Raw genomic sequence first — 22,582 nt, 5'->3', positions numbered from 1 at the left:
AAATCCTCATGGAACGAAACCGAATTATCGAAGAAATCCAGACATCTATCGGAGATCATGAGGTCCTGGACACCTACTTCGACGACTTTGGCCCCGGAGCTAAACCGTTGCAGTACCTGGCAAAGTCACTCTGGATGCTTGCGGACGCAGATTGCGCTTACTTTGCGCCGGGGTGGCAGGATGCCCGGGGGTGCCGAATTGAGCATGATTGTGCCGTAAATTATGGGATTACAGTCCTGAAGGACTAGAGGAGGAAATGTAATGGAAATCACAGAAATTATCACTCAATTTTTAATGCCACTGGTGCTGGCTGCGTGTTATGCGATCGGCGCGGCCCTCAAGTCTACGGAGCATTATCCAGACAAGTACATCCCGGCCACGATGCTTCTCGTTGGTGCGACGCTTGCGCCTTTGGCCACCGGCGACTGGTCAGCGCAGACCATTATGATCGGCGCGATCTCCGGCTGGGCATCTACCGGCCTCAACCAGACAATCAAGCAGCTGTCTAATAAGGAGTAAGCCTAATGCTTGAGTTTATCTCTACGCACATCATGGAGCTTGGCTGGACTTGTATCGTTGGCATCCTCGCAATGCTCTATAAGACGATCCAAAAAAATTTTAAAAAAGTATTGGCTGATAACCAAAATATGAAGTTTGGTGTCCAAGCCGTGCTCCACGATAGGCTTATACAAAAGTGTACCTACATCATCCAGCGTGGATACGTGACCACCGACGACCTCGAGGAGCTTGAGGAGCTCAACAAGCCTTATAAAGCGCTCGGCGGTAATGGCACAGTCAAAACAGCACTGGAAAAAGTCAAACAGCTGCCTCTTAAATAGCAAACACCCCACCTTCCAATGCCGGAGGGTGGGGTGTTTTATTTTGCCTATATATAATAAGGTTAGAAATATCATGCCACAATCGTGCCATGAAATAAAAAAGCCCTTTGTTAAGGGCTTAAATCGTAATGGAGCAGATGAGCGGAATATAAGAAGCCTAAAAAATATTAAAAATTTTCAAAAATAAAGCGTTTTTTAGTTGTTTTTTTGTTTTATTTGCATAGTTTAAAGAACATTTTCGTCTTTTTTCGTCTGTCTGCATGGAAATATAAGGAATTTACCATTGACACATATGAAGGAAAATTATGGTGTGTCTTGCTATAATAACCGAGTGATAAAAATATTAGTTTACGAGGCACGAACAAAAGAAGGTCTATCACTGAGAAAATTGTCTGAGTTAACGGGCATAAGTAAAACTAGACTCAACGATATAGAAAACGAAAAGCGATCCCCAACACTCAATGAATTGGAAAGGATCGCTAATATATTAGATGTAAAAGTAGAATCTCTTTATAAGATAAAATCATCCTTGTGATTTTCTTTATACCTTTCAAGATAATCTTTTATATCATCTACAGATTCGATGATTTTACCTGTATAAGGATTTTTCTGTCCTTTATAGCGAGAAAACAAATACTCAAGAACTTTCTGATCTGCGGATTCTTTTATAACCTGGTTGAGATTTTTAATTTTGAGGTTGTAGGATTTATCGTGATTCTGAACTTTATTGTTATATTCATTTAACAGCTTTTGCTTTTCGTTCTTCAGTTCGGTGTTACAATTTTTTTCATAAGCTGCATAATGTCTATCAAATAATATAAGCAAAATAAAACCGACAATAGCGGTATAAATGGTTATTGCAATGAAAAAATCAGTTTTGGTATTGAATATAACGCCTTGTTTCTTTGCATCAAAGTATTCAGGACTTACTTTTTCTGAATTAGTATTATCTTTGTGGTTATAAACAGGATCAGAATCTTTTGAATAACTATATGAGTTGGAACTACTACTTGATGAGTTGTTACTATAACTACTATTGTTTTGCGTGCTAGGAACCGAGTAGGAGCTAGTATCACCATCATTGTGACAATGATATTCGCCATATTCTAAGCCCCATTTTTCACAGTCAGTTCGACACGTATGGCATCCGTTACCGTCGGTTTTTCCTGGGTGTGCTAAAACGGGTGCAGTACTAAATACAAAAAGTATTATAATAAGAGTAATTATCTTCTTCATAATCACTCTTCAAGAATCATTAAATTATCAGCGCAATCTTTCATAACAGAAACCATAATGTCAACTTCTCTTGGGCAAGTCTCGATTGAACAATGATATTCTGTATCATTATCATAGAACTCATAACGAACTTCTTTTCCATTATTCAATTCTACATATTGATAACCGTAGTATCCCCAAACACCATCTTCAACCAAGAAGGTATATTCGCCTGTTTTGGGATTGTATGAGAATTGATGGTTAAATTCTTTTCCTTTTTGCTCATAGCAGTCTCGATCAATTGTATACCATCCTTTTTGGTATTCATCTGGCACTTGGCAAGCTACTTCATATTCGTTTTTAGGCTTGTAGATAATGGATAAAATAATCAAGAAACAAACCGCACAGAATATAAAATCTTTCATGTTATACACCTCAAAATTATAATATCATAATTTATAATAATAATCACAAAGTATGCGAAAAATCAAATAAAATTGTTGAATTTCTGCATTTGTCCGTGTACACGGACAAATTATGTGATTTTATTACAAATTTCGGCTTTTATGATATTCTTGGGGTAAATAAATTAGAAAGGGAATGCAGATGAAGCTGGACGAAGTAAAAAAATACATAATAGAAATGATTCAGCGGATCGACAATCAAGAATTTTTGGAAAGGCTGTATTGGAAGACTATACGAGAATTCATAAAAAAGTGAGGAAAGCAAAATCCTCACTTTTTTATTTGGAATGTTTTTTGTAATTCGGCTTCAAATAGATCGCGCAGCGCAGGATCGAGGTTAACGTAAAACTTCACCAGCGCTTTACCAACTTCAGAAAGTTTATATTCATCAGCAAGTTCATCTACAATTGTTTCAGGAGCTTCCATAAACATTTCACCTGAACCATCTCTGAGCCAAAAATAGTTAACGTTCCAAGTTCTACATATTGCTTTCATCATTTGCTCAGTTAAATTGCGATTGCCACTTTCTATATTGGAAATAGCGACTTTGGTAACGCCTAACTCACCGCCGAATTTTTCTAGGGTTAACCCTAGTTTTTTTCTTAATAATTTAACTCGCTCGTTCATTTTTGATACCTCCCATAAAAAGAATAGCACTAACGAAAGATAAAGGCAATTGCAAAAGTTATCAAAGATAACAAAAATTATTGACAAGTAATTCATAGATTACTATAATGTAATCAAAGATAACAAGGAGGTGAACATCAAATGACAGTACAAATCGAAAAGACCAAGGCTCAGGCTGAAGAATTTGCAAAAAACACCGCATCACAGATTCCGACCGACATCCCAAAACTGCTTGAAGCGATGTCAAATTTCATGGCTGCATGCGCTGCGCAGCCCTCGGAAAAAAAGAAAGGATAAGTAAACTCTTACTCTAACGAAAGGGGAAAACATGACAGAAGAAAAGATCATTCGTCTGAAAAAAGACTCAGAAATGACAACCGAAGAATTGCTCAAAAAGCCATTCTTGAGGTCAAAACACGTTGAAAGAATTCTGGATGTTTCAAATGCTACGGCTTGCTCGATCATAAGGAATTTGAAAAAAGTTTACGACGTTGATCCTAACAAGCTGCCAGTCGTATCCAGTATTCCGACGGAGTGCTTCGTCGATTATTACGGTTTAGGAAAAAGAAGATATACCGGGAAAGGAAAATGAAATGACAACAAATAAAGTATTCGTTCCGATTGTAAAAGCAAACTTCAATATATCAATGAATTCGCTGCGTAATTTGGAAGATTTAAATTCCGATCTTTGCGTGGAAGTCACGATAGAAGAAAATTTTGTCAGAATCGTGATCAGAAGTAAATCTGATCCAAGTTGCTCGTATTTTCTTCGAAATTTAGCCGTTTGGGACGCTTGCTTCGCGATCAACGAAATATCCAGGGCACAAGAGCTGGTTGATTTGCTAATCAATTTGAACCGTTATTATCACGTTCGCAAAGCCGCCCTCGGAAAGTTGGTGGATCGATGAAAAAGCTGCGTAGTTTGATGGCTACGGCGATGTGCTTGACCCTGATCTCAGCTTATCCAATAAGCAATCGCTCAATGGCAGAAACTGAGTATTCGTTGCCACCGCGAGCTATCTACATTGCCGACTTACCAAGTACCGATCCTGCCTATACCGCTGACTTTGTGGTCAGCTACCATCCCTTTCCGGGGACAGGCAAACGATTTGAGGATCGCACAGGTATCCCGGCAGAAGTCTTTGATCAAATGGCTGAGGATGCTGACATATCCTCCGCCTACGCCGCCGCGCGGTTTGCGTTAGAAACCGGATGGGGTAAATCCAATCTGTGGATCAATTATAACAATCCCGCAGGCATTAAATGTGGCCAACGATATTGCCGTTACGCAACGCCCAGAGATGGCCTTACAGCCATGTTTAACCTGATGGCTGATTACTACACTAACGGGTTAATAACCGTCGCTCAGCAGTCGGAATACTGGTCTGCGAACGATGACACGGAAACGATTTTAGAAATCATGGAGGGATTCAGAGATGAATAAACAGCGCCGCGCCACACTCAATCAAATCAACGATTTAATCGCCAGCGTTTACGAAGATTTAGAAAGCTGCAAAGATCAAGAAGAAGAGTACCGGGATAACATGCCGGAAAATCTTCAAGGCAGCGAACGCTATGAAAAGGCAGACGATGCCGTGAACATGCTGGAAGAAGCCTTGGAGTCCTTACAGCAGGCGATGGATAACATTCAGGAGGTTATTGAGTCATGAATAACATGATCTGTCGCAAGCTGCGCAGCCGGAAAGGCAAAAAATATTTCTACTGCTCGAAACAGCGAACTGAAATTCCGCTAGAGGAAGCCGGAACGGTGTGCGCTGGCTGTCCATTAAGAGAGTACAGGCAACAGACCCCGCTGCGCAAAACGCCGTCCAGCGCCCGCGCGAAGGCCGTCAGCATTACTCCAAAAGTTAAAAAGGTTGTCTATGGTCGAGATCATGGTACTTGCATCTTCTGCGGCGCTCCAGGTCTTCCTGAAATGCATGTAGTTCCGCGATCCAAAGGAGGTTTAGGTGTTGCAAGCAATATCGTCTGTGCATGCCGTGAGTGCCACAGACGAGCGGATCAGACAAGCGATCGAGCGGACATGATCCGCTTTGCGATCAGTTACTTAAAATTCTACGATCCAGATTGGACAGAAGAGTCGGTGATTTATCGGAAAGGGGAAACGCCATGCCAAAGCAAGAACCTGTCAGCGCTCAAATTGATTTAGAAGACAAAACGAATAAGATCGTTAAAAAGGTCTTCGACATCATGAAAAAGGAAAGTTTGTCAATCAGCGAGTACAAAGCGGTGATCAACAAGTTAAATAAAGCAGTTTATGGCAACGCAAAGATAGGAGGGTGACCCATGCCCAGCAGAATTATAAAAGAAAGTATTTGTACAAGCGAAACGCTCGCGGCACTTAGCGCCGAAGCGGAGCGCTTGTTTTATCGGATTATCGTCAAATGTGATGACTACGGTTGCTATTACGGCAGCCGTCAAATTATTAAAAATACCTGCTTTCCGCTGATCGCAGCGAACATCAGCGACGAAGAATTTTACAACAACATAGGCGAGTTGGAAGCGGCAGGTCTGATCGAATTTTACACAGTTAAGGATCGGGAGTATTTGCGCGTTGTAACATGGGCAAATCATCAACAGATTCGCAGCAAAAAACCTAAATTTCCGCAGCCGATCACGGACGTTTATCCGGACAAAAAACCGGAAGAACAACAAGAAGAAATCATAAAAAAACAAAATCAAGAAGATGAAGCCAGAAGAAATCAAGTGAATGAAGAAAACAATCATTTGAAATCAGATGAAATCAATGAAAGTTTGTGCGGTGATCGGACGGAAATAACAAATAAAGAGTTGAAATCAGATGAAATCAACGGATTGCAAAAGTCACCGGAATTCGGAATTCGTAATTCGAAATGCGGAATTCGAAATGCGGAATTCGAAATTCGATACGTGTTCTTCGGAGAACAGATGTCCGGCCGGACGATTGAAGAATTTGTCAGAGATGTGATTTTCTATCTCAACTTCAAGGCAAAGAAGAATTTCTCGCCAACTGATCCCGTTTGCACGCAGTATGCACAGGAACGATTACAAGAAGGTTTCGATCCACAAGACTTTTTTACAATCGTCAAGAAAAAAGTCGCTGAGTGGGAAAACTCGAACACTATGAATCGCTATCTCCAACCATCAACGTTATTCAGCGCTAAGAATTTCAGAAATTACCGAGATCAGCAAATTCGCGTGGATGAACTGCCAGCCTACATGGAGCGTGAGAAAGCAGGATTGCCACCTCTTGAAGAGGAGGAACAGTCATGACAAGCAAGAAATATAAATTGCCTTGTGATTTATGTGGCGAATGGCATGTGTGTAAAACGTATCAAGGCAAACTGGTGCTATGCAACGAATGCGCCATGAAGTTAACGCAAGACCTTGTAGACGATCACTATGATCCAGAGGAGGGCGTTGTGGTTATGCGATTTAACTTTGAACGCATTGATCCGAATGAAGTATATGAGCAGCGGTACAAGGACTGCGAGGATCGTAATCCTGTGATCCTGACTAAAATGCGCGAAGGGTATAGGACAGTCGAGAGCCTAAGTAAAGTCCTTCAGTGGCCGACACAGTCGGTACAGGACGCAATCAAGGACATGGTCAATAACAATGTCGCCTATTATGACGGCGCGTATTTTTGGCCGGTGATGCCGTTTTGAAAAAAAACGATCTCGCAGAACGGCTCGACGAATTTTTAACGGCGGTACGGAGTGAAGATGAACTGACCAAAAGAACGTTAGACAAGTATCGCCGTGACATCCAAAAGCTGATCGATTATCTCGATCCGGCCGATGAGCTGACCAAGGCAAAAATGCTGGACTACCGGGATTATCTTGTAGCGTCAGGCTATGAAAAATCGTCGATTAACAGCTTTGTGGTCGTTGCCAACAAATATTTGTGCTGGCTCGGAAGCCCTGATTTGTGTGTAGGGCAGCTCAAGATACAATCCACATCGTTTGACGATGCGATCAGCCCTGTTGACTATGAGCGTTTGTTACGCAGGGCAAGCCTTCTTGCGAAGCAAGCGGAGAAGAAAAATCAAGAGATTAAAACAAGCAAAAAAAAGAGAAAGAAAATAGTGAATCATGCCGAAACGTATATGGCAATGAAAATCTTTGGAAACACAGGCATCCGAATATCAGAACTACGATATTTTACCGTTGAAAATTTGGAACGCTGCACCAATCACAACAAGGCGATCCGGGTGACCAACAAAGGAAAAACCCGTGACGTACCGATCCGGCAAGAGCTTTTCAGGGAAATGAAAGCGTATTGCCGGAAAAACAAAATCAAGTCGGGTCCGATCATCTATAACCCTGAAACTGGCAAGATGTATGCCGATTCAACGATTTGGCGACGGATTCAGAAGCTGGCCGGGATGGCTAAGGTGTCGTTGGACTCCGCACACCCGCACGCTTTCAGGCACATGTTTGCAAAACAATATCTGGCGGCAGGTGGTAATTACTTTGACCTTAAGACCATCTTAGGTCACAGCAAACTGGACACAACACAGATTTATGCACAGAGTACGCTGCTTGAGCAGCGGAAAGCGATAGAGAGGATGAAATACTGATGGCTTCATCGGCATATACGATAAAAAAAGAGCAGTATGAAAAGAATATCAAACTTGTTTATGAGTATGAAAGAGAGCGAGGAATGAATCATGCAGAATTCGCCAGAATGTGCGGAATTAACTACAATACATTCGCGCAAATTGCATCGGGACGGTTTAACGGTACGATTTTGACATGGCGAAAAGTAAAGGCTGCTGTGAATCTGCCAGTTGAATATGATCAAAAAATATGTGACTGCATTCCTCCAAAAATGAGTAAAAACGAAATATTTTTAAATGAATATGTTATTTCCCACCTCGCGAAATTTGGAAATGTGTATATGAATCCGATGAGAGTGATACAGTTAGGCGGCAAGAAAAAAGTAACAGATGTAATGAAAGCTTACGGGCTTAACTGCCATTTCAGAAATGAAAGCGAAGGGAAGGGCTTTATCTTGGAGGTAGTCAAATAATGAAAATCGAATTATACAACGATCACTTTGAGAACGCTAAACGATACCAGATCCCACGGGCGCAGCTGATCATCGCGGATATACCGTACAACATCGGGATTAATGCTTACGGAAGCCGTTCTGATTGGTATATCGGCGGCGACAACAAAAATGGCGAAAGTGATAAGGCGGGAAAGGAATTCTTTGACACGGATAAGGATTTCAAGATTTATAACTTTTTCCAGTTCTGCACGCGGCTTCTCAGGCCGGAGCCGAAAGGAAGAGGAAAAGCGCCGTGCATGATTGTCTTCTGCAGCTGGCAGCAACTGAACGAGATCACAGATTATGCCAAACAGTTTGGCTTCAATCACACACAACCTCTGTTCTTCATTAAGAAATCATCTTCGCAGGTACTGAAAGCCAACATGCGAATCTGTGGTGCAACGGAAACAGCGCTTGTCTTGTATCGTGACAAACTTCCAAAATTCAACAACGGCGGGAAGATGGTTCTTGATTGGTTTGAATGGGATAAGTCGGGTAAATATCCGAAAATTCATCCAACGCAGAAACCAATACCGGTTTTGAAAAGGCTGATTGAGATTTACACCGACCCGGGCGATGTTGTAATCGATCCGGTGGCCGGAAGCGGAAGCACATTAAGAGCGTGCGCTGAACTAAATCGTAATTGCTATGGGTTTGAGATCAAGAAAGAATTTTACAGAGCGGCTAAAGAGAAAATGTTATCGGATGTACCGGTATGCTTAGATTTGTGAGGAAAATGAAAAATGATCAAATTTAAGAAATCAGAAAAAATTGCAGCAAAAGATCGAACGGTCTTCTGCGGGTGAGAAAAGAAAATGATTCTGCCATTGACAGCAGCGAAAAGAATTGCAGAGAATAACGGAATTGATCCGGAATTGATAAACATTGACGAGTTTGAAGAAACGGCAGCTCGTCTTGGATATTGGAGAAAATAAAGCAAAACGATGATTTACAACATTTGAAGTCCTAAAAAGGGCTGGGGAAGGTGATAATGCAATGAACATTAAACAAGAAGCTGAGCTTTTTTATAAAGCGGTAACAAGGGTGTCGAATAGAGTGGACAAAGCGGATGATTTAACTGCTATTATCGCTCGCCTTGAAATTGATCTCGAAAAACTTGAACGTGAAAATCTCGGATTACGCCAGCAAAATGATAATTTAAAAAGAAAGGACGAAGCACATTACAGAGCGGTGTACGGTGGAAAAGAATGAAAAATAAAGAAAAGTTTGCGGAGCAGATTAAAATACTATGTTGCCAATGTTATATCAAAGAATACAATGCATATTGCGATGGAGATTGCAGTGGTTGCCTTGGAAGATTTTTGAAATGGCTTGATGAAGAAGCAAAGCCAGAAAAGAAACAATTCAGTAACAATGAACTTGCGATCATGAAATCAATTAGCATAAATTATAATTTCATTGCAAGGGATTGTGATGGCGATTTATATGTATATAACTCAATGCCAAGCAAAGATAATAATCATTGTGTATGGTGTGGTTCTGCCAATTTAGGATTTTACATGTTTAACAGTTTATTTAATTTAATAAATTGGGATGATGATGAACCCGTAAAAATTGACGATTATGTGGAAAGGAAAGGGAAAAAATGAAAATTAACTATGAAAAACTTCTGGAAGCCTTCGGCGTTGATGAAGGAGAAGAATTCTTGCTTACAAATAATGCATGTAAGGATAAATTCAAATTTGAAGGCGGTAAATTACTATGGTTCGATAAATTATTTAATGGTTGGCAAGAATCTGAGATTATTGAGGTTAATATTAATGAATTATTCATGTATGAAATCGAAAAATTACCGTGGAAACCAAAAGACGGTGAAACTGCATGGTGGGTCTGCGATTATGGTGATTGTGTTTATCCTTTTGTATTTAGTTTCAGTTATTCATACTGTGTAGCTTTATTAAAATGTGGCTGGCTTTTCCGCACAAAGGAAGAAGCCGAAGCGAACAGAGAACGGGTTCTAAAATAAATGAAAGAGGTACTTAGATAATGAATGTTAAACATGATCTTGAGGTATTAATCGAAAAATATAAAGATAAAAATTTTTTTACCTTTGAAGTAAATTTCGTAAATATGGCGAAAGATTGCTTGCGTGAAATCAATAGGCTGGAACGTGAAAATATAGAATTACGCAAGCAATTAAAAGAACACTTTGACAACCCGCCATTAAAACTTGATGAAATTGAACTTGGGATGTGGGTGTTGGATAAGAAGTACAACGCGTACCGTCTAATTGCTGATTTCGAATTTGAATTTGAGTCTGGAAGATTCTATAAAAGGCAGGTTGAAGAATGAAATTACCACGTTGTTATAAACATTGCAGGAACTGTGCGTTCTCGTACACGGAACGGGGTGACACATTTTGCAATCTAAAACATAAGTTTATCTGGTGCAAACGATTTTGTGCTTTGCTATGTGGCTACTTTGTGAGCATTTGGAGGTCGAATATTACGCATGAAAGCTAGAAATTTATTAGTCAGTATCTTTCCACGAGCTGTTGATAATAAATCTCCGGGAGGTTGTGATGGATGTCCGTGGCAATATAATATAGCCGTAAAAGATTTATGTAAGACAGAATTAAGAGAAGGCAAAACAATTGATCAAATTTGCCGCTTATGTTGGGATCAGGAAGTCCTTGAAAAAACCAAAAAGTATCCAGCGGAAGAAAGCGATCAGTTGTCCTTATTCAGAAAGCGTTAAATGATGATTGAGTACATGCAAGATAATATATCACTAATATTGCAAGGTTAAAGGAGGGATATTCAATGCAACAATGGCTTAAAACACGGAAGCGATTGATCCGTGAGATCGATCTGCTCACAAATGAAAATGAAAAGGCGGCTAAAGCATTGTATGAAAAAACAGCATCGGTCAACGCATTGCTTCGCGCTATACGCAGGCTGGATTTTGATTTGAAAAAAGAAGAATCGAAAAACGTAACGTTACAAAGCAGAATCAAAGAGCTTGAAAAAGAAATTATGGAACGTGATTTTATGGAAGGATTTATGGAAAACGATGTTTGAAAAATATAAAAAGTTTCTTTATGCAGAAGAACATAAAGAAACAGAATTTCATACTTATGATCGTTGGTGGTTTGTGTTTCCTAACGATTACGGGGCATCCGTAATTAGATATAAAGGTGCTTCGGGCGCTGGTTACAATAAAAATCTACCTTACGATTTAGCCACACTATATAAGTATGAGAGTGATATCGAAATAACTTATGATACTCCTGTGACTAAAAACACAATAAGGTATCTAGATGAAGCTGGTGTAGAAAAATACCTTGATATAATCAGAAAATTAAGGAAGGACGGCACGATGAATTCAAAAACAAAAAAGAATAACGTAGATGAGATTGAGCAGCTTAAGCGTAACCTTTACAGTTATGAGTTTTTCAAGAGAAAAATTAAAATACTGTATACCAATAAAATAGTGGACATCATGTGCGAACTTGAAGGCTTATGCCAAAAACATCAAGATAATAGAGGTGGAAGGGCGTCGGCAAGAGCATATCGTGATAAGAAAAATGCTCTGATCACGGAAAAAGAAAAGATTGAAAAAGATATGATCGACAGTGTAGCTTACAAAATTACAAGTCAGATTGATAGCGTATTACAGAAATTATCGGATTCTGACAAAGAACTAATTAGAGAAAAATTTTTTTACGAGAAATCGTACAGCGATATTGCAAAAGAATTGTTTATTTCAAAATCTGTTGTCATTGATCGTGTAGATTCAATTCTTCGCAAAATGATTAAAATAATAAAAAAGCCTTAGATATAAGGCTTTTTTATTATTCAACATAAATCTACAACCATTTCAATCCACGTCGCTCCCACCTTGCAGCAGTGCGCCATCTTTCAGCGACGACTATAGCTCTTTGTGATTCCATTATAGCATATCTCAAAATGTAATCAAGTCCTAAAGTAAAGAAAAAAGACGAAGATCGTCTCTTTTCTTTTTTATTTATAAATTATGAATGAACCACCGAGTTTAATAACTGGAATATGATTTTCTTCTATGATATCAGCGATCGCGTCAGCCTGTGTTTCAATGAATTCACTTTCAGGCATTTCATCGCGAAGATCTTCATTCTCTTTGAGCCACTCCTTGAACTCATTGAGTTCTTGGTAATCATCTATCAGCTCCGCGCTTGAACATTCGTTCCATTCCATGCTGATCGCTTGTGAATTGATTTCTTCTTCCTCGGAGAACGTTGATTCTTGATTTTGGTAGTATTTATACAGTCCAATCAGCCCCTCAAGGCTGAACCACGGACAACCGTCAAATTCAGCGATGAATTGTTTTACGGTTGTTATTTTCTTTCCTTGTGTATTCTTCATATTTTTCTCCTTTAGATGGGTGTCCTTACTTGATTCCGACCAATTTTCTGATGTCATCCTGCCGCACTTTATCAGAGTTTATATAATCCAGAGTATATGACATTTTCATAATGATTTCCTCCTAATAGCGTCGATCAGGGTGCGCAGCGTGCCGATAGTTACCCATTCATTTTCTTTTTTATTCATGAAATTTGATATGGATATGTTTGAGTATCCAAGCTCTTTTGCTGTGTTGTATATCAATGCCTGATCGAGGGTGAAGGAAAGATACTTTAATATCCCTCTGTATTCATCCTTTTCCCGATCAGATTCAGGGTTGAGGTTTGATTCACACGGACTATATGCAGTCCACAGGATTTTTTTGAATTCTTCATCTTTACCATGCATCTCTTCTTCGTTAATATCGAAAAGAAGATAAGCTTCATCAAAGCTGTTCGGATAAAGAAGAAATATTTCCTTAAACATATTTTCAGTTAAGACGACATTTCCGCAGTCTTCTTTTTTTTCGACAAACGACATCATAAGTTCTTCTTTTTTTGCGTTGAATTCTTCTTCTGTCCAATCATTTATTTGGATTGGATATGGTTCAGGCTGATAATTAATTGGCCTTTGCTGTAAAGCCTGAATGATTTTTTCACACGCTTCTTCCGAAAGACGTGTATCTTCGCCTGCCATATAGGCGTAATAATTAGACGAAGATATACCTAAGTCTGTAAGTAATGGCTTCATTGTGACGTACTTGCTGTAATTTTTAATAAGATTTCTTTGATAACTCATGATCTTTCACTCCTTTTTTATTCCCTATCAACATATTACACTATTTCGGGTGTAATGTCAATCCTTTCTACACTAAAAAAGGTGTAAATTAAAAATAAAAGTAAAAAAATAAATTCCGACCGCGGTCGGTAGGATTTATGTGCTATTATGTTAGTGTGGCCTTAATGGGTAGGCCACATAAAAACGATAAATCTTTCGTTTGTTAGCGGCGTTATCCCCTAGCGTCGCACCCCTTAAAGCATGCCAATCCCGGGCATGTTTTTATTTTACCCAAAAGGAGATGATTGATGTGAAATGCCCAAAATGCAGGAAAGACATGCAGCGCAAAACGGAAGACGGCAAGGTCTTTTGGTATGAGTGCCGCTGTGGGAATGTAATTGGAAAGGCTGGTGACGAAAATGCCGGAAGAAAAGAAAAAGAAAGCTCCAGCAAAGAAGAAACCAGCTAAAAAAAGTGAAGAAATAAAGAAGCTGAAAAAGAAAACTGGAAGGCCAAGAAAGAAAGCGCCTGTCGGAAGACCTTTAAAATACGAAACTCCAGAAGCCTTACAAGCGGCGCTGAACAATTATTTTGAAACGGCTGAAGCAAATGAAAAACCGTTTAAAATAACTGATATGTGCATCTACATAGGCTTCACAAAAGACATGCTGAAGGACTACGAAAACCGCGAAGAATTTTCATACTCGGTCAAAATGGCGAAATTAAAAGTAGAATCACAGTATGAAGATCGCTTAATTGAGCGTGGGAATTCAGGCGATATCTTCGGAATTAAAAACTTCGGCTGGACAGACCGGATTGAAACCGTGAATAAGACTTCCATGGAAATTACGGGATCCGTTGAATCTTTTTTACAATCAGATAAAGAGGGTATAAAGATGTGATATCAGCACACGATTATATTGAGAGATTTTTAAAAATCAAAACAAAAAAAGGCACGTTGGAACCGCTGAAGCTGAATCCGGCACAGGAAAAGTATTACGCTGCGATTAAAAAGGACTTTCAGGCAGGAAAGCCAATGCGCTATATTATCTTAAAGGCTCGTCAGATGGGCTTTAGCACGCTGACAGAAGCCTTTTTGTTTTACCTGACCGCAAACCAGCATTACACAGGATCGCTGATCATAGCGCATATAACGGAATCTACGACCAATCTGTATGGTATGTTTAAGACATTTTTGGATAACATCCCGGTTCAGATCAGGCCGATGACGCGCAATCAAAATGCGCGGGAAATCACGTTTGAAAATCCGACGCTTGATCCGCTGGAAAAGATTCAGAATCCGGGTCTTGGTAGCTATATCAAGGTGTCGACGGCCGGATCGGACGGCGTAGGGCGTGGCTCGACGATCCGCAATGTGCATATATCTGAGTATGCGTTCTGGCCGCCGAACACTAAAAAGAGCACATTAACAGGTATTCTTCAAGCTGTTCCGAACGATCCTAAAACCTTTGTAGCGATTGAGTCGACAGCCAACGGATTTGACCACTTTAAAGAGCTTTGGGATCAGGCAGTAGCGGGAGAATCTGGATTTACCCCGCTGTTTTTTGCTTGGTACGAGCTGCCGGAATACGCTATGCCGTATGACGGTTTTGTACTGACAGATGAAGAAAAGCAGCTGCAAGCCGCCTATAACCTAACGCTGGATCAGCTGACCTGGCGGCGCTGGTGCATTGAAGCAAACTGCTCGGGCGATGTGGATTTGTTTAAACAAGAGTACCCAAGCTGCCCGGAAGAAGCGTTCCTAATGACTGGCCGCCCGGTATTTGACAATGAAAAGGTCATGGCACGCATCCGCGAATTGACAGATCGCAAGCCTGAGCGGACCGGAAGATTTGAATATAAGACCTATATCAATCCTCGCTTCGGCGAGCTGATCGACGACAGCAGCATTAAATTTGTCGACGATCCCCGCGGTGAGATCGCAATCTATCAATCGCCGATCCCGCTTTGCCCTTATGTGCTTGGCGGTGATACGGCAGGCGACGGATCAGACTACTTTACGGGGCATGTCTTAGATAACACGACAGGCGCACAAGTGGCGAGATATCGCGAGCAGAAGACTGACGAGGGATTATATACCGCTCAGATGTATTGCCTTGGTAAGTGGTATAACACCGCGTTGATTGGATTAGAGGTTAATTTCAGCACCTATCCAGTCAAAGAGCTTCAGCGGTTGCGATATCCTCGGCAGTACGTCAGAGAGTCCGTCGACAAAATTACCAAGGACTACGCCGATAAGTACGGTTTTAATACCAATAGCGCCACGCGCCCGGTCATCGTGGCCAACCTTGTGACGATCATGAGAGAGTCGCCGGAGCTGGTCAACGACTTGGACACGCTTCGCGAAATGCTGGTATTTGTCAAAAACGATAAAGGCCGACCGGAAGCAGCCGAAGGGGAACACGACGATCTGGTCATGGGATTAGCAATTGCTCATCAGATCAGGTCACAACAAAAAATGGTTTACGAAAAACCAAAAGAAGAAAAAGAAAGGAGAGCAGGGAGCTATGACAGCTTCCTGAATTTTGGAAGAAATGGTTAATTTTCTATTAGCGGTTTTGATCGCACTGATTTTTGTGTTTTTGCTTTTTCTGGCGATCATTGCTTTATGTGTTGCGGTGATCGTTCGTGACGACCATCGCGAACAAAAGAAAAAATCAGCTGCAAGTGAAATGTCTAAGACAAAGCTATCACCTGATGAACAAGCGAAGGTGAAGCAGTTTGAAAACCTCATGAAATTTGACGGCACGAAGCAGCCGCCGATCCGGAAGGAGAATGAATGAAGATCAGTAAAGACCCGAAGGGGATTAAACGAGAGTACGATGATGCTGTCAGCTTTAATACTAAAATTGAGCTATATGACAACGTCAAAAAGAATCACAATTTTTACATCGGAAAACAGTGGGAAGGCGTGTATGCGCCAGACCTAGACAAACCGGTGATGAACTTTATCAAGCGTGTTATCGGCTATCAGATTGCTATGCTGGTGTCGGATGATATTGGCATATCAATTACGCCGTTTAACGAGGACAATCAGGATCAGCAGATGTTATCCAAGGTGATCGCAAAAGAGATCGACCGCGCCTTGGAAAAGAGCAAATTCAAAGCAAAGACCCGGAAGATTCTAAAAGAAGCAGCAATCACAGGCGATGGCTGCTTTTACTTTTGGTTTGACCCAAGCGCGGAAACTGGCCAGAAAGTGAAAGGCATTATCCAAGTCGACCAGATCGACGCTGTCAATATTATGTTCGGTAATCCGTATTCGACGGACGTTCAGGCGCAGCCGTATATCCTGATCAGCCAACGTCGCAGCATCGAATCCGTGAAGCTGGAAGCTGAAGAAAATGGGCTGAATGCAGAACAGATCGACAGTATCAAGCCAGACAACGACAGCACGCAGGTAAATGACGACGACACGGATAAACTCTGTACAGTTATCATCAAGCTGTATAAAGAAAACAAAGCCGTGGAAAAAGTTGATGAATATACCGGACTTCCGATAAAAAAAGAAGTCAAAGCCGTGAAGTATATGAAAACTGTTGGCGACATCGTCCTAAAAGAAGAAGTCGATACGGGGATGACGTTGTACCCGATCGCCTATATGAACTGGGAGGAGCAAAAGAATTGCTATCACGGACAGTCACCGATAACAGGGCTGATCCCAAACCAAATCTTTGTTAATAAGCTGTTTGCAATGTGTATGGTCTTTGTCATAAACAATGGCTTCCCTAAGCTGCTTTATGATTCTGGTAAAGTCGCAGAGATCACAAATGCAGTTAATGACGCAATCGCAATCGAACGGATGGACTTGGCTGGCGATTTGCTCAGATACACGCAAACGCCAGATTTCAGCAATCAAATCCTTCAGCTGATCGACACCTGCATCAATTATACCCGCGACTTTATGGGCGCTTCAGACGCAGCGCTGGGCAATGTTAAGCCTGACAATACATCAGCAATCATTGCGACACAACAGGCAACAGCGATTCCGCTCGAAAATCAGCGGCTGAACTTTTTTGATTTTGTCGAGGATAGTGTTCGGATCATGGTGGACATGATGGCAGCCTATTACGGCACCCGTCAGGCAAAAATTGAAAGCGAAGATGATATGCAAGGCGGCATTATTGATCTTGACTTTTCGGCGCTGCGCGAAATGAACTATGACCTGAACGTAGATATCGGAACAAGCAGTTATTGGTCGGAGTTGGTTCAGGCTCAGACGATGGACAATCTATTAACCAAAGGCGTAATTCAGGACGCAGTGACATATCTGGAAAATATCCCGGATCACATGGTTAAAAATAAGCAAAAACTGATCGACAGCATTAAAAAGAAGCAGATCGAACAGGAACAGCAAGCCCAAGCAATGGCCTTGGCGCAAGCTGGAATTGATCCGGAAGCAATGCAGCAGTCACCAGCTGACGCTGGACTGATATAAAAAGGAGAGAAAAGAAAATGAAGTACATTCACATTGAAATTGTTGAAGCAGAACCAACAAAAGCCAGCCATAGCACAGAGAAGATTACTGAAGGAGAAAAAGGAATGCTGGTAACCTGCAAGTCTGGGTATAAGTATTTTGTGCCTAAAAAGGTGTTTGACCGTCGTTACCTGCCGATTATCCCAAATCCCAAGCTGACAAAATCAGATGTATCAGTAAGTCAGGACATGGTCGACCGGTTTATTTCTGATGTCGATCCGACAACGTTGAGAGGTAAGACAACGCTTGTACGATGCCGTTTAGTTAATGGCTTTGAAATCAATGAAACCTCAACCTGCGTTGATAAGAGCAACTATGACCAAAGTGTTGGCTGCTCCGTTTGCATGGAGCGGATCGGCAATAAAATCTGGGAGTACCTCGGATTTTTACTGGCGACAGCGGCTCATGGATTTGAACGTTCGATGATGTCACCAGAAGTCAGCGAAATTGAGGAATAACACATGCGCGAGCGATCGCGCTTTTTATATGGACTTTTAGCTTAATTGGTAGAGCAATCGCCCCATAAGCGACAGGTTGCAGGTTCAAGCCCTGCAAAGTCCACCATTTATCAATGCGCGAAGCGCAAGAAAGGAGAACCCAATGTTTGAGGAAACCAATCAGACAATGGACACCACAGCAACGCCGGAAGACACCCATTCCGACATTGATTTAGACGATCTCTTTGATTTAGATGACGATGAGGGAAACCAACTTACGGAGGAAGAATCAAGCGAGGACGAAACCCAACAGCAGCCGGAAGATACCGAAACTCAGAAGCCAGAAACCAATGCAGAAAATCAAAAGAAACCCATTTTGACCGTGAAGCACTTGGGAGTAGAAAAGGAACTGAGCGAGGAAGAAGCCCGGGCATTAGCACAGAAAGGCATGGACTATGACCATCTGCGTCAGCAATACGACGGACTAAAGAATTCCGAAGAACTGACCATGCTGGATCAGATGGCGGCAGAGATGGGCATGGATCGTGCCGGTTATATCAAGGCACTTTCCCAGTTTAACCAGAATCAGGCGACAGCTCAGTATGTGGAGGAACTAAAAAAGCAGTACCCGAACACAGACGAAGCCGTGTTGCAGGAGCTGGCTAAGACGCAGCTAACGCAGCGTCAGGAACAGGAAAAGCAAGCCAAACTAACCCAACAGCAGCAGGCAGAGAAGGCACAAAAAGAAGCTTTTGCGGCTCAGTACCAGGCATTTGTCAGTGAGTACCCAGACGTCGATCCTACGAAATTGCCGGATGACGTTATGCAGTCAATGGCGGCAGGGGAAACGATGCTGAGCGCTTATAGAGCCTATGAGCTAAAAAAACTGAAGGCTGATTATGCTGCACTGATCAAAAACAAAGACAACAGTCAAAAAGCGTTGGGCAACGTCAAGGGTAAACCGCAAGACGACGAGGACGCTTTTTTACTTGGCTTTGATAGCTAAATTTAAAGGAGGAATGAAAAATGGCTATCTTTTTAAGAGAGAAATGGGCAAATAAGGTCGCGGAAACATGGACACGCAGATCAATCTTTGCGGACAAGGCATCATCCGATTATAACTTTGATGGAGTTAAGGATATCTTGATTTCCAGCATTCGCACGCAGTCTTTGAACGATTATGATCGCAATGGTGGCATGAGCCGCTACGGTACGCCGAAAGAAGTGCAGGACGCAGCGCAGCGCTTAACCATGCGCACAGATAAGTCGTTCAGCATGACCATTGACAAAGGTAATAACACAGAGCAGGACATGATCAAAAATGCTGGCAAGGTAGTGCGTAGAGAACTGGAAGAACAGGTTATCCCTTACTTTGACCAGTTAGTCGGTCATGCCTGGGCGACGGGAGCTGGAAAGATCGTAGGCGTAGCCAACGCACTGACGAAGTCGACATTTATCGGCGAGATCAACAAGGCAAAAAGCCACTTTGTTAACAACCATATTCCGTTTAACAATGTCTATCTGTACATCCCAACCTCAATGATGTCTATTTTGGTAACCTGCCCGGAATTTCTGAATTTGGAAAAGCTGGGAACAAAAGTGCTGGTTAACGGTATGGTCGGCAAGCTGTCAAACTTCCCGATCATTGAAGTTGCCGATCAGGATTTACCGGAAGGCGTGCAGTTCATGATCGCCAAAAAGGAATGCCTGCTGTTTCCGAAAAAAATCTGGGACACAAACATTCATCAGAACCCTCCGGGCATCAGTGGACATCTGATGGAAGGCCGGTTCATCGGCGACGGCTTTGTCATTGGTGAGAAGGCGCTGGGCGTTTACACCTGCGTGCTGGCTTCCAAAATGGCAACTGCACCGACGATCGCAGCAGCAACCGGCACAATCACGACAAATAACTTTACAGTCAAATATACAGACGATGATTCTGACCCGCGCTATTCTGCGTCGGCTAAAATCTACACGGCGCCGCTGGGCGATGTTACGAAAAAGACGATCAAATTCTACGCTTATAAAGAACGCGATGATAAGTATTACGATGGTTTTCCGTCGGATGTCGTTGTGTCTGAAGCCACAGCATAAGAGGGGATTGATTTCCCCTCTTTCTATTAAAAAAGAGGTGATACTATGACGGTTCAAGAACTCTATAAACTCACAAAGAATTTGATGTTTGAAAAGCCGACCTCAAAGGACTATGACAATTACTACATGGACAATATCAATGTCCTGCTGTCTGAAAATTTTGACTTGAATAATCACGTCCGCGAGTTTCTGGGAAAGAGTCCTTTACTGATTTGCCCGGTCGTAACGAGTAAAGAAGACGAGCTGCCTTATGAGGATGCTGTATGCCGTGAGGTGCTGCCTTATGGTTTAGCGGCTGCCTTTTTCATTGATGACGATTTAAGTAAATTCAGTATTTTTAATACCAAGTACACGAACGCCAAGATAACGGTAACTAAGTACATCCCACGCAAGATTAAGGATGTCTACTCATGATTCAGCAGCCGTCATTCAAACCGCAGTCGTATAAGACCTATGAGATTCCTAACCCCGGTTCAGGTGGATTAAATATCCAAGACTTGGAGTACAACCTGACCAGCAATCAAAGCCCGGCCATGCTCAATCGTATGATGCGTAATGGCAGCTTTGGCAAGAGGTATGGACAGGAGTGGATCAGCGAGGTCTTCCCGGGTGAGATTTATGCTTTGGGATCGTATCGGGATAAGGTCATCGTTCATGCCGGTACAAAAATTTGTGCTTATGATAAGTTAACGCGAGCAATCACAGAACTGTATGACGGGCTTACGGAGTCCGCCGGACAGTTCCTGAACTTCAACAAAAATATCTATTATTTGAACGGCCATGAATTTGTCGTTTATGACAACAAAGAGGTTAAACCTGTTGATCCGTTTATCCCGGATGTGGTTATCAACCGCACGCCGGCGGGCGATTACTCTGACCTCATTGATAACTATAACCGGCTGGGCAAAGGCTGGAAGAACACCTTCAATGGCGACGGCGCAAGTAAAGAGTACAAGCTGACGCAGGACAAGCTTGACACCAGCCCTACGGTCAAAGTAGAGATCGGCGGTAAAGAAGTAACCGAAGGATTTACAGTCGATTATGAAGCTGGAAAGGTAACCTTCACGACAGCGCCGGAGAAAGGGCAGAACAACGTCGTAATCACAGCTTACAAAACGGAGCAGGAATATATTGATTCCATCCTTAAGTGTAAATTTATGACGGCCTATGGTGGCAGTAATAACAGCCGGATGTTTGTGGCTGGAAATGGTAACAGTATTTGCTACTACTCTGATGTATTCGACGCAAGCTATTTTCCAGAGAACAATTATAATTCTTTGGGCAACGGCGAACAGGACATCGTCGGCTTTGGGGAGCAGTATGACACGCTGATTGTATTCAAACCGTCTGAAATGTTTACGCTGAAATACGTCAACACCACGGATGGTAAGGCGCGGTTTGACAGCACGCTGCTTAACTCCAAGATGGGCTGTGATTGCCCGTATAGCATCCAGTACCTGGACAACAAGCTGACCTGGCTTTCTACGGTCTACGGCGCTTGTACGCTCGTTTCGACGCTCATCGAAGGTGAACGAAATGTGCAGGTAATCAGCCGTAATATTAACGGCGGATTCAGAAGTCCGGGGCTTTTGCAGGAAACTGATCTGCCGAAAGCAAGAACAGTGAATTTTGACGGAAAATACTGGGTAGCGATTAATGGCAAGGTTTATCTGTGGGATTACACGACAAGTCCGTATAAGTACAGCGGCAATCCTGATTTTGACGCACAGTCGCTGGCTTGGTTTTTGTTTGATAATTTTCACGTCAATGACTGGGTGGTGGATGACAAAGACCTGTTTCACGCGCGCGGCGATCGGCTGGTCGGCTTAACGCCTAAATTCAATGATTTCGGCGATCCGATTAACAGCTATTACCAGACTCCGTTTATGCAATTCGGACTTTTTGATTATCTTAAAACGGTCAAAAAAATGTTTGTCATGGTGCGCGGCGATACGCCAACCCGGATTAAAATTCGGTATATTACAGAGGATAGCCGGGATGGTGAGGAAGAAGTCGAGGACATTCAGGTTTACAGCCACATGTGGTCTAAATTCGCATGGTCTTCCTTTGGATGGACTGTAATCAACTTCGGAAAAACCTTCACCCGTAACTGTTCACTTAAAAAAATACAGCTTTTAAGCGTGTGGTTTGGCAATAACGAGTACAACCGGGATATGTCGATCTCAGCACTGAGGTTTATGTACGTTCCTGTTAAAAAAATTAAATAGGAAGG

The 22,582-nt window shown here is 42.0% G+C and carries 39 protein-coding genes and 1 tRNA gene; 35 read left to right on the top strand and 5 right to left on the bottom strand.

Annotated features, from left to right (window positions below; all coding sequences use genetic code 11):
• The 4 genes from BQ7364_RS00880 to BQ7364_RS18575 all read left to right on the top strand — a co-directional run.
• Positions 1-248, top strand: a 248-nt coding sequence (locus BQ7364_RS00880; RefSeq protein ID WP_369802521.1) for a DUF4406 domain-containing protein, incomplete at its 5' end; no start/stop codon positions are given.
• 13 nt (positions 249-261) lie between these two features.
• Complete coding sequence (locus tag BQ7364_RS00875; protein ID WP_072682942.1) at positions 262-519, top strand: phage holin family protein; 258 nt, start codon at positions 262-264, stop codon at positions 517-519.
• Positions 520-524: 5 nt separating this feature from the next.
• Positions 525-839 (top strand): hypothetical protein, encoded by a 315-nt coding sequence (locus BQ7364_RS00870; RefSeq protein WP_139248523.1) that lies wholly within the window; start codon positions 525-527, stop codon positions 837-839.
• A gap of 292 nt (positions 840-1,131) precedes the next feature.
• Positions 1,132-1,374, top strand: a complete 243-nt coding sequence (locus BQ7364_RS18575) for a helix-turn-helix domain-containing protein (RefSeq protein ID WP_369802522.1) — start codon at positions 1,132-1,134, stop codon at positions 1,372-1,374.
• Here BQ7364_RS18575 and BQ7364_RS00860 read toward each other — a convergent pair.
• The 3 genes from BQ7364_RS00860 to BQ7364_RS00850 all read right to left on the bottom strand — a co-directional run bounded on the left by BQ7364_RS00860 (position 1,350) and on the right by BQ7364_RS00850 (position 3,145).
• Positions 1,350-2,075: a YHYH domain-containing protein gene (locus tag BQ7364_RS00860; RefSeq protein WP_072682941.1), complete on the bottom strand. Its 726-nt coding sequence runs from the start codon at positions 2,073-2,075 to the stop codon at positions 1,350-1,352. The two genes, BQ7364_RS18575 and BQ7364_RS00860, sit on opposite strands and share 25 nt — an antisense overlap.
• 2 nt (positions 2,076-2,077) lie before the next feature.
• A complete protein-coding gene (locus BQ7364_RS00855) occupies positions 2,078-2,479 on the bottom strand; it encodes a hypothetical protein (RefSeq protein WP_072682940.1) in 402 nt (133 codons plus the stop codon).
• Between the two features lie 309 nt (positions 2,480-2,788).
• The gene (locus BQ7364_RS00850; RefSeq protein ID WP_072682939.1) at positions 2,789-3,145 is read right to left on the bottom strand and encodes a helix-turn-helix domain-containing protein; all 357 of its coding nucleotides are present in this window, start codon (positions 3,143-3,145) and stop codon (positions 2,789-2,791) included.
• Between the two features lie 141 nt (positions 3,146-3,286).
• On the opposite strand from BQ7364_RS00850, the gene BQ7364_RS17880 reads away from it, so the two are divergent.
• The 20 genes from BQ7364_RS17880 (at position 3,287) to BQ7364_RS00770 (ending at position 11,998) form a co-directional block, all read left to right on the top strand.
• The gene (locus BQ7364_RS17880; RefSeq protein ID WP_159432738.1) at positions 3,287-3,442 is read left to right on the top strand and encodes a hypothetical protein; all 156 of its coding nucleotides are present in this window, start codon (positions 3,287-3,289) and stop codon (positions 3,440-3,442) included.
• Between the two features lie 31 nt (positions 3,443-3,473).
• Complete coding sequence (locus BQ7364_RS00845; RefSeq protein ID WP_072682938.1) at positions 3,474-3,737, top strand: hypothetical protein; 264 nt, start codon at positions 3,474-3,476, stop codon at positions 3,735-3,737.
• Position 3,738: 1 nt separating this feature from the next.
• Positions 3,739-4,053, top strand: coding sequence for a hypothetical protein (locus tag BQ7364_RS00840; protein ID WP_072682937.1), 315 nt, complete (start codon positions 3,739-3,741; stop codon positions 4,051-4,053).
• Complete coding sequence (locus tag BQ7364_RS00835) at positions 4,050-4,589, top strand: glucosaminidase domain-containing protein (RefSeq protein ID WP_072682936.1); 540 nt, start codon at positions 4,050-4,052, stop codon at positions 4,587-4,589. Before BQ7364_RS00840 ends, BQ7364_RS00835 begins: the two co-directional genes overlap by 4 nt.
• Complete coding sequence (locus BQ7364_RS00830; protein WP_072682935.1) at positions 4,582-4,815, top strand: hypothetical protein; 234 nt, start codon at positions 4,582-4,584, stop codon at positions 4,813-4,815. The genes BQ7364_RS00835 and BQ7364_RS00830 overlap by 8 nt, the downstream gene beginning before the upstream one ends.
• Positions 4,812-5,315: an HNH endonuclease gene (locus BQ7364_RS00825; RefSeq protein ID WP_083538318.1), complete on the top strand. Its 504-nt coding sequence runs from the start codon at positions 4,812-4,814 to the stop codon at positions 5,313-5,315. The genes BQ7364_RS00830 and BQ7364_RS00825 overlap by 4 nt, the downstream gene beginning before the upstream one ends.
• A complete protein-coding gene (locus tag BQ7364_RS17875; protein ID WP_159432737.1) occupies positions 5,276-5,449 on the top strand; it encodes a hypothetical protein in 174 nt (57 codons plus the stop codon). The genes BQ7364_RS00825 and BQ7364_RS17875 overlap by 40 nt, the downstream gene beginning before the upstream one ends.
• A gap of 3 nt (positions 5,450-5,452) precedes the next feature.
• Entirely contained in the window at positions 5,453-6,418 is a 966-nt protein-coding gene (locus BQ7364_RS00820) for a conserved phage C-terminal domain-containing protein (protein WP_072682934.1), read from the top strand.
• Positions 6,419-6,513: 95 nt separating this feature from the next.
• A complete protein-coding gene (locus BQ7364_RS00815; protein WP_139248522.1) occupies positions 6,514-6,813 on the top strand; it encodes a hypothetical protein in 300 nt (99 codons plus the stop codon).
• The gene (locus tag BQ7364_RS00810) at positions 6,810-7,727 is read left to right on the top strand and encodes a tyrosine-type recombinase/integrase (protein WP_072682932.1); all 918 of its coding nucleotides are present in this window, start codon (positions 6,810-6,812) and stop codon (positions 7,725-7,727) included. Before BQ7364_RS00815 ends, BQ7364_RS00810 begins: the two co-directional genes overlap by 4 nt.
• Positions 7,727-8,179: a helix-turn-helix domain-containing protein gene (locus BQ7364_RS00805; RefSeq protein WP_072682931.1), complete on the top strand. Its 453-nt coding sequence runs from the start codon at positions 7,727-7,729 to the stop codon at positions 8,177-8,179. The genes BQ7364_RS00810 and BQ7364_RS00805 overlap by 1 nt, the downstream gene beginning before the upstream one ends.
• Positions 8,179-8,931: a DNA-methyltransferase gene (locus tag BQ7364_RS00800; RefSeq protein ID WP_072682930.1), complete on the top strand. Its 753-nt coding sequence runs from the start codon at positions 8,179-8,181 to the stop codon at positions 8,929-8,931. The genes BQ7364_RS00805 and BQ7364_RS00800 overlap by 1 nt, the downstream gene beginning before the upstream one ends.
• An 84-nt stretch (positions 8,932-9,015) precedes the next feature.
• On the top strand, positions 9,016-9,135 hold the full coding sequence (locus tag BQ7364_RS18265) for a glutaredoxin (protein ID WP_139248521.1): 120 nt from the start codon (positions 9,016-9,018) through the stop codon (positions 9,133-9,135).
• A gap of 61 nt (positions 9,136-9,196) precedes the next feature.
• Entirely contained in the window at positions 9,197-9,412 is a 216-nt protein-coding gene (locus BQ7364_RS00795; protein ID WP_072682929.1) for a hypothetical protein, read from the top strand.
• Positions 9,409-9,810, top strand: a complete 402-nt coding sequence (locus BQ7364_RS00790) for a hypothetical protein (protein ID WP_072682928.1) — start codon at positions 9,409-9,411, stop codon at positions 9,808-9,810. The genes BQ7364_RS00795 and BQ7364_RS00790 overlap by 4 nt, the downstream gene beginning before the upstream one ends.
• Positions 9,807-10,187, top strand: a complete 381-nt coding sequence (locus BQ7364_RS00785) for a hypothetical protein (protein ID WP_072682927.1) — start codon at positions 9,807-9,809, stop codon at positions 10,185-10,187. Before BQ7364_RS00790 ends, BQ7364_RS00785 begins: the two co-directional genes overlap by 4 nt.
• A 20-nt stretch (positions 10,188-10,207) precedes the next feature.
• The gene (locus BQ7364_RS00780) at positions 10,208-10,513 is read left to right on the top strand and encodes a hypothetical protein (protein WP_072682926.1); all 306 of its coding nucleotides are present in this window, start codon (positions 10,208-10,210) and stop codon (positions 10,511-10,513) included.
• A gap of 159 nt (positions 10,514-10,672) precedes the next feature.
• Positions 10,673-10,918, top strand: coding sequence for a hypothetical protein (locus BQ7364_RS17610; protein WP_139248520.1), 246 nt, complete (start codon positions 10,673-10,675; stop codon positions 10,916-10,918).
• Positions 10,919-10,983: 65 nt separating this feature from the next.
• Positions 10,984-11,241, top strand: a complete 258-nt coding sequence (locus BQ7364_RS00775) for a hypothetical protein (RefSeq protein ID WP_072682925.1) — start codon at positions 10,984-10,986, stop codon at positions 11,239-11,241.
• Positions 11,234-11,998: a hypothetical protein gene (locus tag BQ7364_RS00770; protein WP_072682924.1), complete on the top strand. Its 765-nt coding sequence runs from the start codon at positions 11,234-11,236 to the stop codon at positions 11,996-11,998. Before BQ7364_RS00775 ends, BQ7364_RS00770 begins: the two co-directional genes overlap by 8 nt.
• Before the next feature lie 185 nt (positions 11,999-12,183).
• On the opposite strand, the gene BQ7364_RS00765 is transcribed toward BQ7364_RS00770, so the two are convergent.
• Together BQ7364_RS00765 and BQ7364_RS00760 are read right to left on the bottom strand one after the other, a co-directional pair.
• Positions 12,184-12,564: a hypothetical protein gene (locus BQ7364_RS00765; protein WP_072682923.1), complete on the bottom strand. Its 381-nt coding sequence runs from the start codon at positions 12,562-12,564 to the stop codon at positions 12,184-12,186.
• Positions 12,565-12,669: 105 nt separating this feature from the next.
• A complete protein-coding gene (locus tag BQ7364_RS00760) occupies positions 12,670-13,341 on the bottom strand; it encodes a hypothetical protein (protein WP_072682922.1) in 672 nt (223 codons plus the stop codon).
• Between the two features lie 280 nt (positions 13,342-13,621).
• Between BQ7364_RS00760 and BQ7364_RS18260 the strand changes: the two genes are divergently transcribed.
• From BQ7364_RS18260 to BQ7364_RS00710, 11 genes are all read left to right on the top strand, one after another.
• The gene (locus BQ7364_RS18260) at positions 13,622-13,789 is read left to right on the top strand and encodes a hypothetical protein (RefSeq protein ID WP_234973128.1); all 168 of its coding nucleotides are present in this window, start codon (positions 13,622-13,624) and stop codon (positions 13,787-13,789) included.
• Positions 13,740-14,222: a terminase small subunit gene (locus BQ7364_RS00755; protein WP_072682921.1), complete on the top strand. Its 483-nt coding sequence runs from the start codon at positions 13,740-13,742 to the stop codon at positions 14,220-14,222. Before BQ7364_RS18260 ends, BQ7364_RS00755 begins: the two co-directional genes overlap by 50 nt.
• A complete protein-coding gene (locus tag BQ7364_RS00750; protein WP_072682920.1) occupies positions 14,219-15,883 on the top strand; it encodes a hypothetical protein in 1,665 nt (554 codons plus the stop codon). Before BQ7364_RS00755 ends, BQ7364_RS00750 begins: the two co-directional genes overlap by 4 nt.
• Positions 15,867-16,124: a hypothetical protein gene (locus tag BQ7364_RS00745; protein WP_072682919.1), complete on the top strand. Its 258-nt coding sequence runs from the start codon at positions 15,867-15,869 to the stop codon at positions 16,122-16,124. Before BQ7364_RS00750 ends, BQ7364_RS00745 begins: the two co-directional genes overlap by 17 nt.
• Positions 16,121-17,779, top strand: a complete 1,659-nt coding sequence (locus BQ7364_RS00740; protein WP_072682918.1) for a hypothetical protein — start codon at positions 16,121-16,123, stop codon at positions 17,777-17,779. Before BQ7364_RS00745 ends, BQ7364_RS00740 begins: the two co-directional genes overlap by 4 nt.
• 17 nt (positions 17,780-17,796) lie before the next feature.
• Positions 17,797-18,276, top strand: coding sequence for a Gp49 family protein (locus BQ7364_RS00735; protein ID WP_072682917.1), 480 nt, complete (start codon positions 17,797-17,799; stop codon positions 18,274-18,276).
• Between the two features lie 30 nt (positions 18,277-18,306).
• A tRNA-Met gene (locus BQ7364_RS00730) sits at positions 18,307-18,382 on the top strand.
• A gap of 36 nt (positions 18,383-18,418) precedes the next feature.
• Positions 18,419-19,261 carry a hypothetical protein gene (locus tag BQ7364_RS00725; protein WP_072682916.1) on the top strand — a complete coding sequence of 281 codons (843 nt, stop codon included), beginning with the start codon at positions 18,419-18,421 and terminating at the stop codon, positions 19,259-19,261.
• A 20-nt stretch (positions 19,262-19,281) separates the two neighbouring features.
• The gene (locus BQ7364_RS00720; protein WP_072682915.1) at positions 19,282-20,349 is read left to right on the top strand and encodes a hypothetical protein; all 1,068 of its coding nucleotides are present in this window, start codon (positions 19,282-19,284) and stop codon (positions 20,347-20,349) included.
• A gap of 45 nt (positions 20,350-20,394) precedes the next feature.
• Positions 20,395-20,763, top strand: a complete 369-nt coding sequence (locus BQ7364_RS00715) for a hypothetical protein (protein WP_072682914.1) — start codon at positions 20,395-20,397, stop codon at positions 20,761-20,763.
• Positions 20,760-22,577 carry a hypothetical protein gene (locus BQ7364_RS00710; protein WP_072682913.1) on the top strand — a complete coding sequence of 606 codons (1,818 nt, stop codon included), beginning with the start codon at positions 20,760-20,762 and terminating at the stop codon, positions 22,575-22,577. The genes BQ7364_RS00715 and BQ7364_RS00710 overlap by 4 nt, the downstream gene beginning before the upstream one ends.
• The last annotated feature ends 5 nt before the right edge of the window (positions 22,578-22,582 follow it).

Origin of the sequence: Holdemania sp. Marseille-P2844 (genome assembly GCF_900120005.1) — a bacterium.
GTDB lineage: Bacteria > Bacillota_I > Bacilli_A > Erysipelotrichales > Erysipelotrichaceae > Holdemania.
This window is presented reverse-complemented; position numbering and strand designations above follow the sequence as displayed.

What these genes read in the sequence shown, in the direction of transcription:
- BQ7364_RS00875 (WP_072682942.1), top strand. Translation starts at nt 262, where the DNA reads ATGGAAATCACAGAAATTATCACTCAATTTTTAATGCCACTGGTGCTG.
- BQ7364_RS00870 (WP_139248523.1), top strand. Translation starts at nt 525, where the DNA reads ATGCTTGAGTTTATCTCTACGCACATCATGGAGCTTGGCTGGACTTGT.
- BQ7364_RS18575 (WP_369802522.1), top strand. Translation starts at nt 1,132, where the DNA reads ATGAAGGAAAATTATGGTGTGTCTTGCTATAATAACCGAGTGATAAAA.
- BQ7364_RS00860 (WP_072682941.1), bottom strand. Translation starts at nt 2,075, where the DNA reads ATGAAGAAGATAATTACTCTTATTATAATACTTTTTGTATTTAGTACT.
- BQ7364_RS00855 (WP_072682940.1), bottom strand. Translation starts at nt 2,479, where the DNA reads ATGAAAGATTTTATATTCTGTGCGGTTTGTTTCTTGATTATTTTATCC.
- BQ7364_RS00850 (WP_072682939.1), bottom strand. Translation starts at nt 3,145, where the DNA reads ATGAACGAGCGAGTTAAATTATTAAGAAAAAAACTAGGGTTAACCCTA.
- BQ7364_RS17880 (WP_159432738.1), top strand. Translation starts at nt 3,287, where the DNA reads ATGACAGTACAAATCGAAAAGACCAAGGCTCAGGCTGAAGAATTTGCA.
- BQ7364_RS00845 (WP_072682938.1), top strand. Translation starts at nt 3,474, where the DNA reads ATGACAGAAGAAAAGATCATTCGTCTGAAAAAAGACTCAGAAATGACA.
- BQ7364_RS00840 (WP_072682937.1), top strand. Translation starts at nt 3,739, where the DNA reads ATGACAACAAATAAAGTATTCGTTCCGATTGTAAAAGCAAACTTCAAT.
- BQ7364_RS00835 (WP_072682936.1), top strand. Translation starts at nt 4,050, where the DNA reads ATGAAAAAGCTGCGTAGTTTGATGGCTACGGCGATGTGCTTGACCCTG.
- BQ7364_RS00830 (WP_072682935.1), top strand. Translation starts at nt 4,582, where the DNA reads ATGAATAAACAGCGCCGCGCCACACTCAATCAAATCAACGATTTAATC.
- BQ7364_RS00825 (WP_083538318.1), top strand. Translation starts at nt 4,812, where the DNA reads ATGAATAACATGATCTGTCGCAAGCTGCGCAGCCGGAAAGGCAAAAAA.
- BQ7364_RS17875 (WP_159432737.1), top strand. Translation starts at nt 5,276, where the DNA reads ATGCCAAAGCAAGAACCTGTCAGCGCTCAAATTGATTTAGAAGACAAA.
- BQ7364_RS00820 (WP_072682934.1), top strand. Translation starts at nt 5,453, where the DNA reads ATGCCCAGCAGAATTATAAAAGAAAGTATTTGTACAAGCGAAACGCTC.
- BQ7364_RS00815 (WP_139248522.1), top strand. Translation starts at nt 6,514, where the DNA reads ATGAAGTTAACGCAAGACCTTGTAGACGATCACTATGATCCAGAGGAG.
- BQ7364_RS00805 (WP_072682931.1), top strand. Translation starts at nt 7,727, where the DNA reads ATGGCTTCATCGGCATATACGATAAAAAAAGAGCAGTATGAAAAGAAT.
- BQ7364_RS00800 (WP_072682930.1), top strand. Translation starts at nt 8,179, where the DNA reads ATGAAAATCGAATTATACAACGATCACTTTGAGAACGCTAAACGATAC.
- BQ7364_RS18265 (WP_139248521.1), top strand. Translation starts at nt 9,016, where the DNA reads ATGATTCTGCCATTGACAGCAGCGAAAAGAATTGCAGAGAATAACGGA.
- BQ7364_RS00795 (WP_072682929.1), top strand. Translation starts at nt 9,197, where the DNA reads ATGAACATTAAACAAGAAGCTGAGCTTTTTTATAAAGCGGTAACAAGG.
- BQ7364_RS00790 (WP_072682928.1), top strand. Translation starts at nt 9,409, where the DNA reads ATGAAAAATAAAGAAAAGTTTGCGGAGCAGATTAAAATACTATGTTGC.
- BQ7364_RS00785 (WP_072682927.1), top strand. Translation starts at nt 9,807, where the DNA reads ATGAAAATTAACTATGAAAAACTTCTGGAAGCCTTCGGCGTTGATGAA.
- BQ7364_RS00780 (WP_072682926.1), top strand. Translation starts at nt 10,208, where the DNA reads ATGAATGTTAAACATGATCTTGAGGTATTAATCGAAAAATATAAAGAT.
- BQ7364_RS17610 (WP_139248520.1), top strand. Translation starts at nt 10,673, where the DNA reads ATGAAAGCTAGAAATTTATTAGTCAGTATCTTTCCACGAGCTGTTGAT.
- BQ7364_RS00775 (WP_072682925.1), top strand. Translation starts at nt 10,984, where the DNA reads ATGCAACAATGGCTTAAAACACGGAAGCGATTGATCCGTGAGATCGAT.
- BQ7364_RS00770 (WP_072682924.1), top strand. Translation starts at nt 11,234, where the DNA reads ATGTTTGAAAAATATAAAAAGTTTCTTTATGCAGAAGAACATAAAGAA.
- BQ7364_RS00765 (WP_072682923.1), bottom strand. Translation starts at nt 12,564, where the DNA reads ATGAAGAATACACAAGGAAAGAAAATAACAACCGTAAAACAATTCATC.
- BQ7364_RS00760 (WP_072682922.1), bottom strand. Translation starts at nt 13,341, where the DNA reads ATGAGTTATCAAAGAAATCTTATTAAAAATTACAGCAAGTACGTCACA.
- BQ7364_RS18260 (WP_234973128.1), top strand. Translation starts at nt 13,622, where the DNA reads ATGATTGATGTGAAATGCCCAAAATGCAGGAAAGACATGCAGCGCAAA.
- BQ7364_RS00755 (WP_072682921.1), top strand. Translation starts at nt 13,740, where the DNA reads ATGCCGGAAGAAAAGAAAAAGAAAGCTCCAGCAAAGAAGAAACCAGCT.
- BQ7364_RS00740 (WP_072682918.1), top strand. Translation starts at nt 16,121, where the DNA reads ATGAAGATCAGTAAAGACCCGAAGGGGATTAAACGAGAGTACGATGAT.
- BQ7364_RS00735 (WP_072682917.1), top strand. Translation starts at nt 17,797, where the DNA reads ATGAAGTACATTCACATTGAAATTGTTGAAGCAGAACCAACAAAAGCC.
- BQ7364_RS00725 (WP_072682916.1), top strand. Translation starts at nt 18,419, where the DNA reads ATGTTTGAGGAAACCAATCAGACAATGGACACCACAGCAACGCCGGAA.
- BQ7364_RS00720 (WP_072682915.1), top strand. Translation starts at nt 19,282, where the DNA reads ATGGCTATCTTTTTAAGAGAGAAATGGGCAAATAAGGTCGCGGAAACA.
- BQ7364_RS00715 (WP_072682914.1), top strand. Translation starts at nt 20,395, where the DNA reads ATGACGGTTCAAGAACTCTATAAACTCACAAAGAATTTGATGTTTGAA.
- BQ7364_RS00710 (WP_072682913.1), top strand. Translation starts at nt 20,760, where the DNA reads ATGATTCAGCAGCCGTCATTCAAACCGCAGTCGTATAAGACCTATGAG.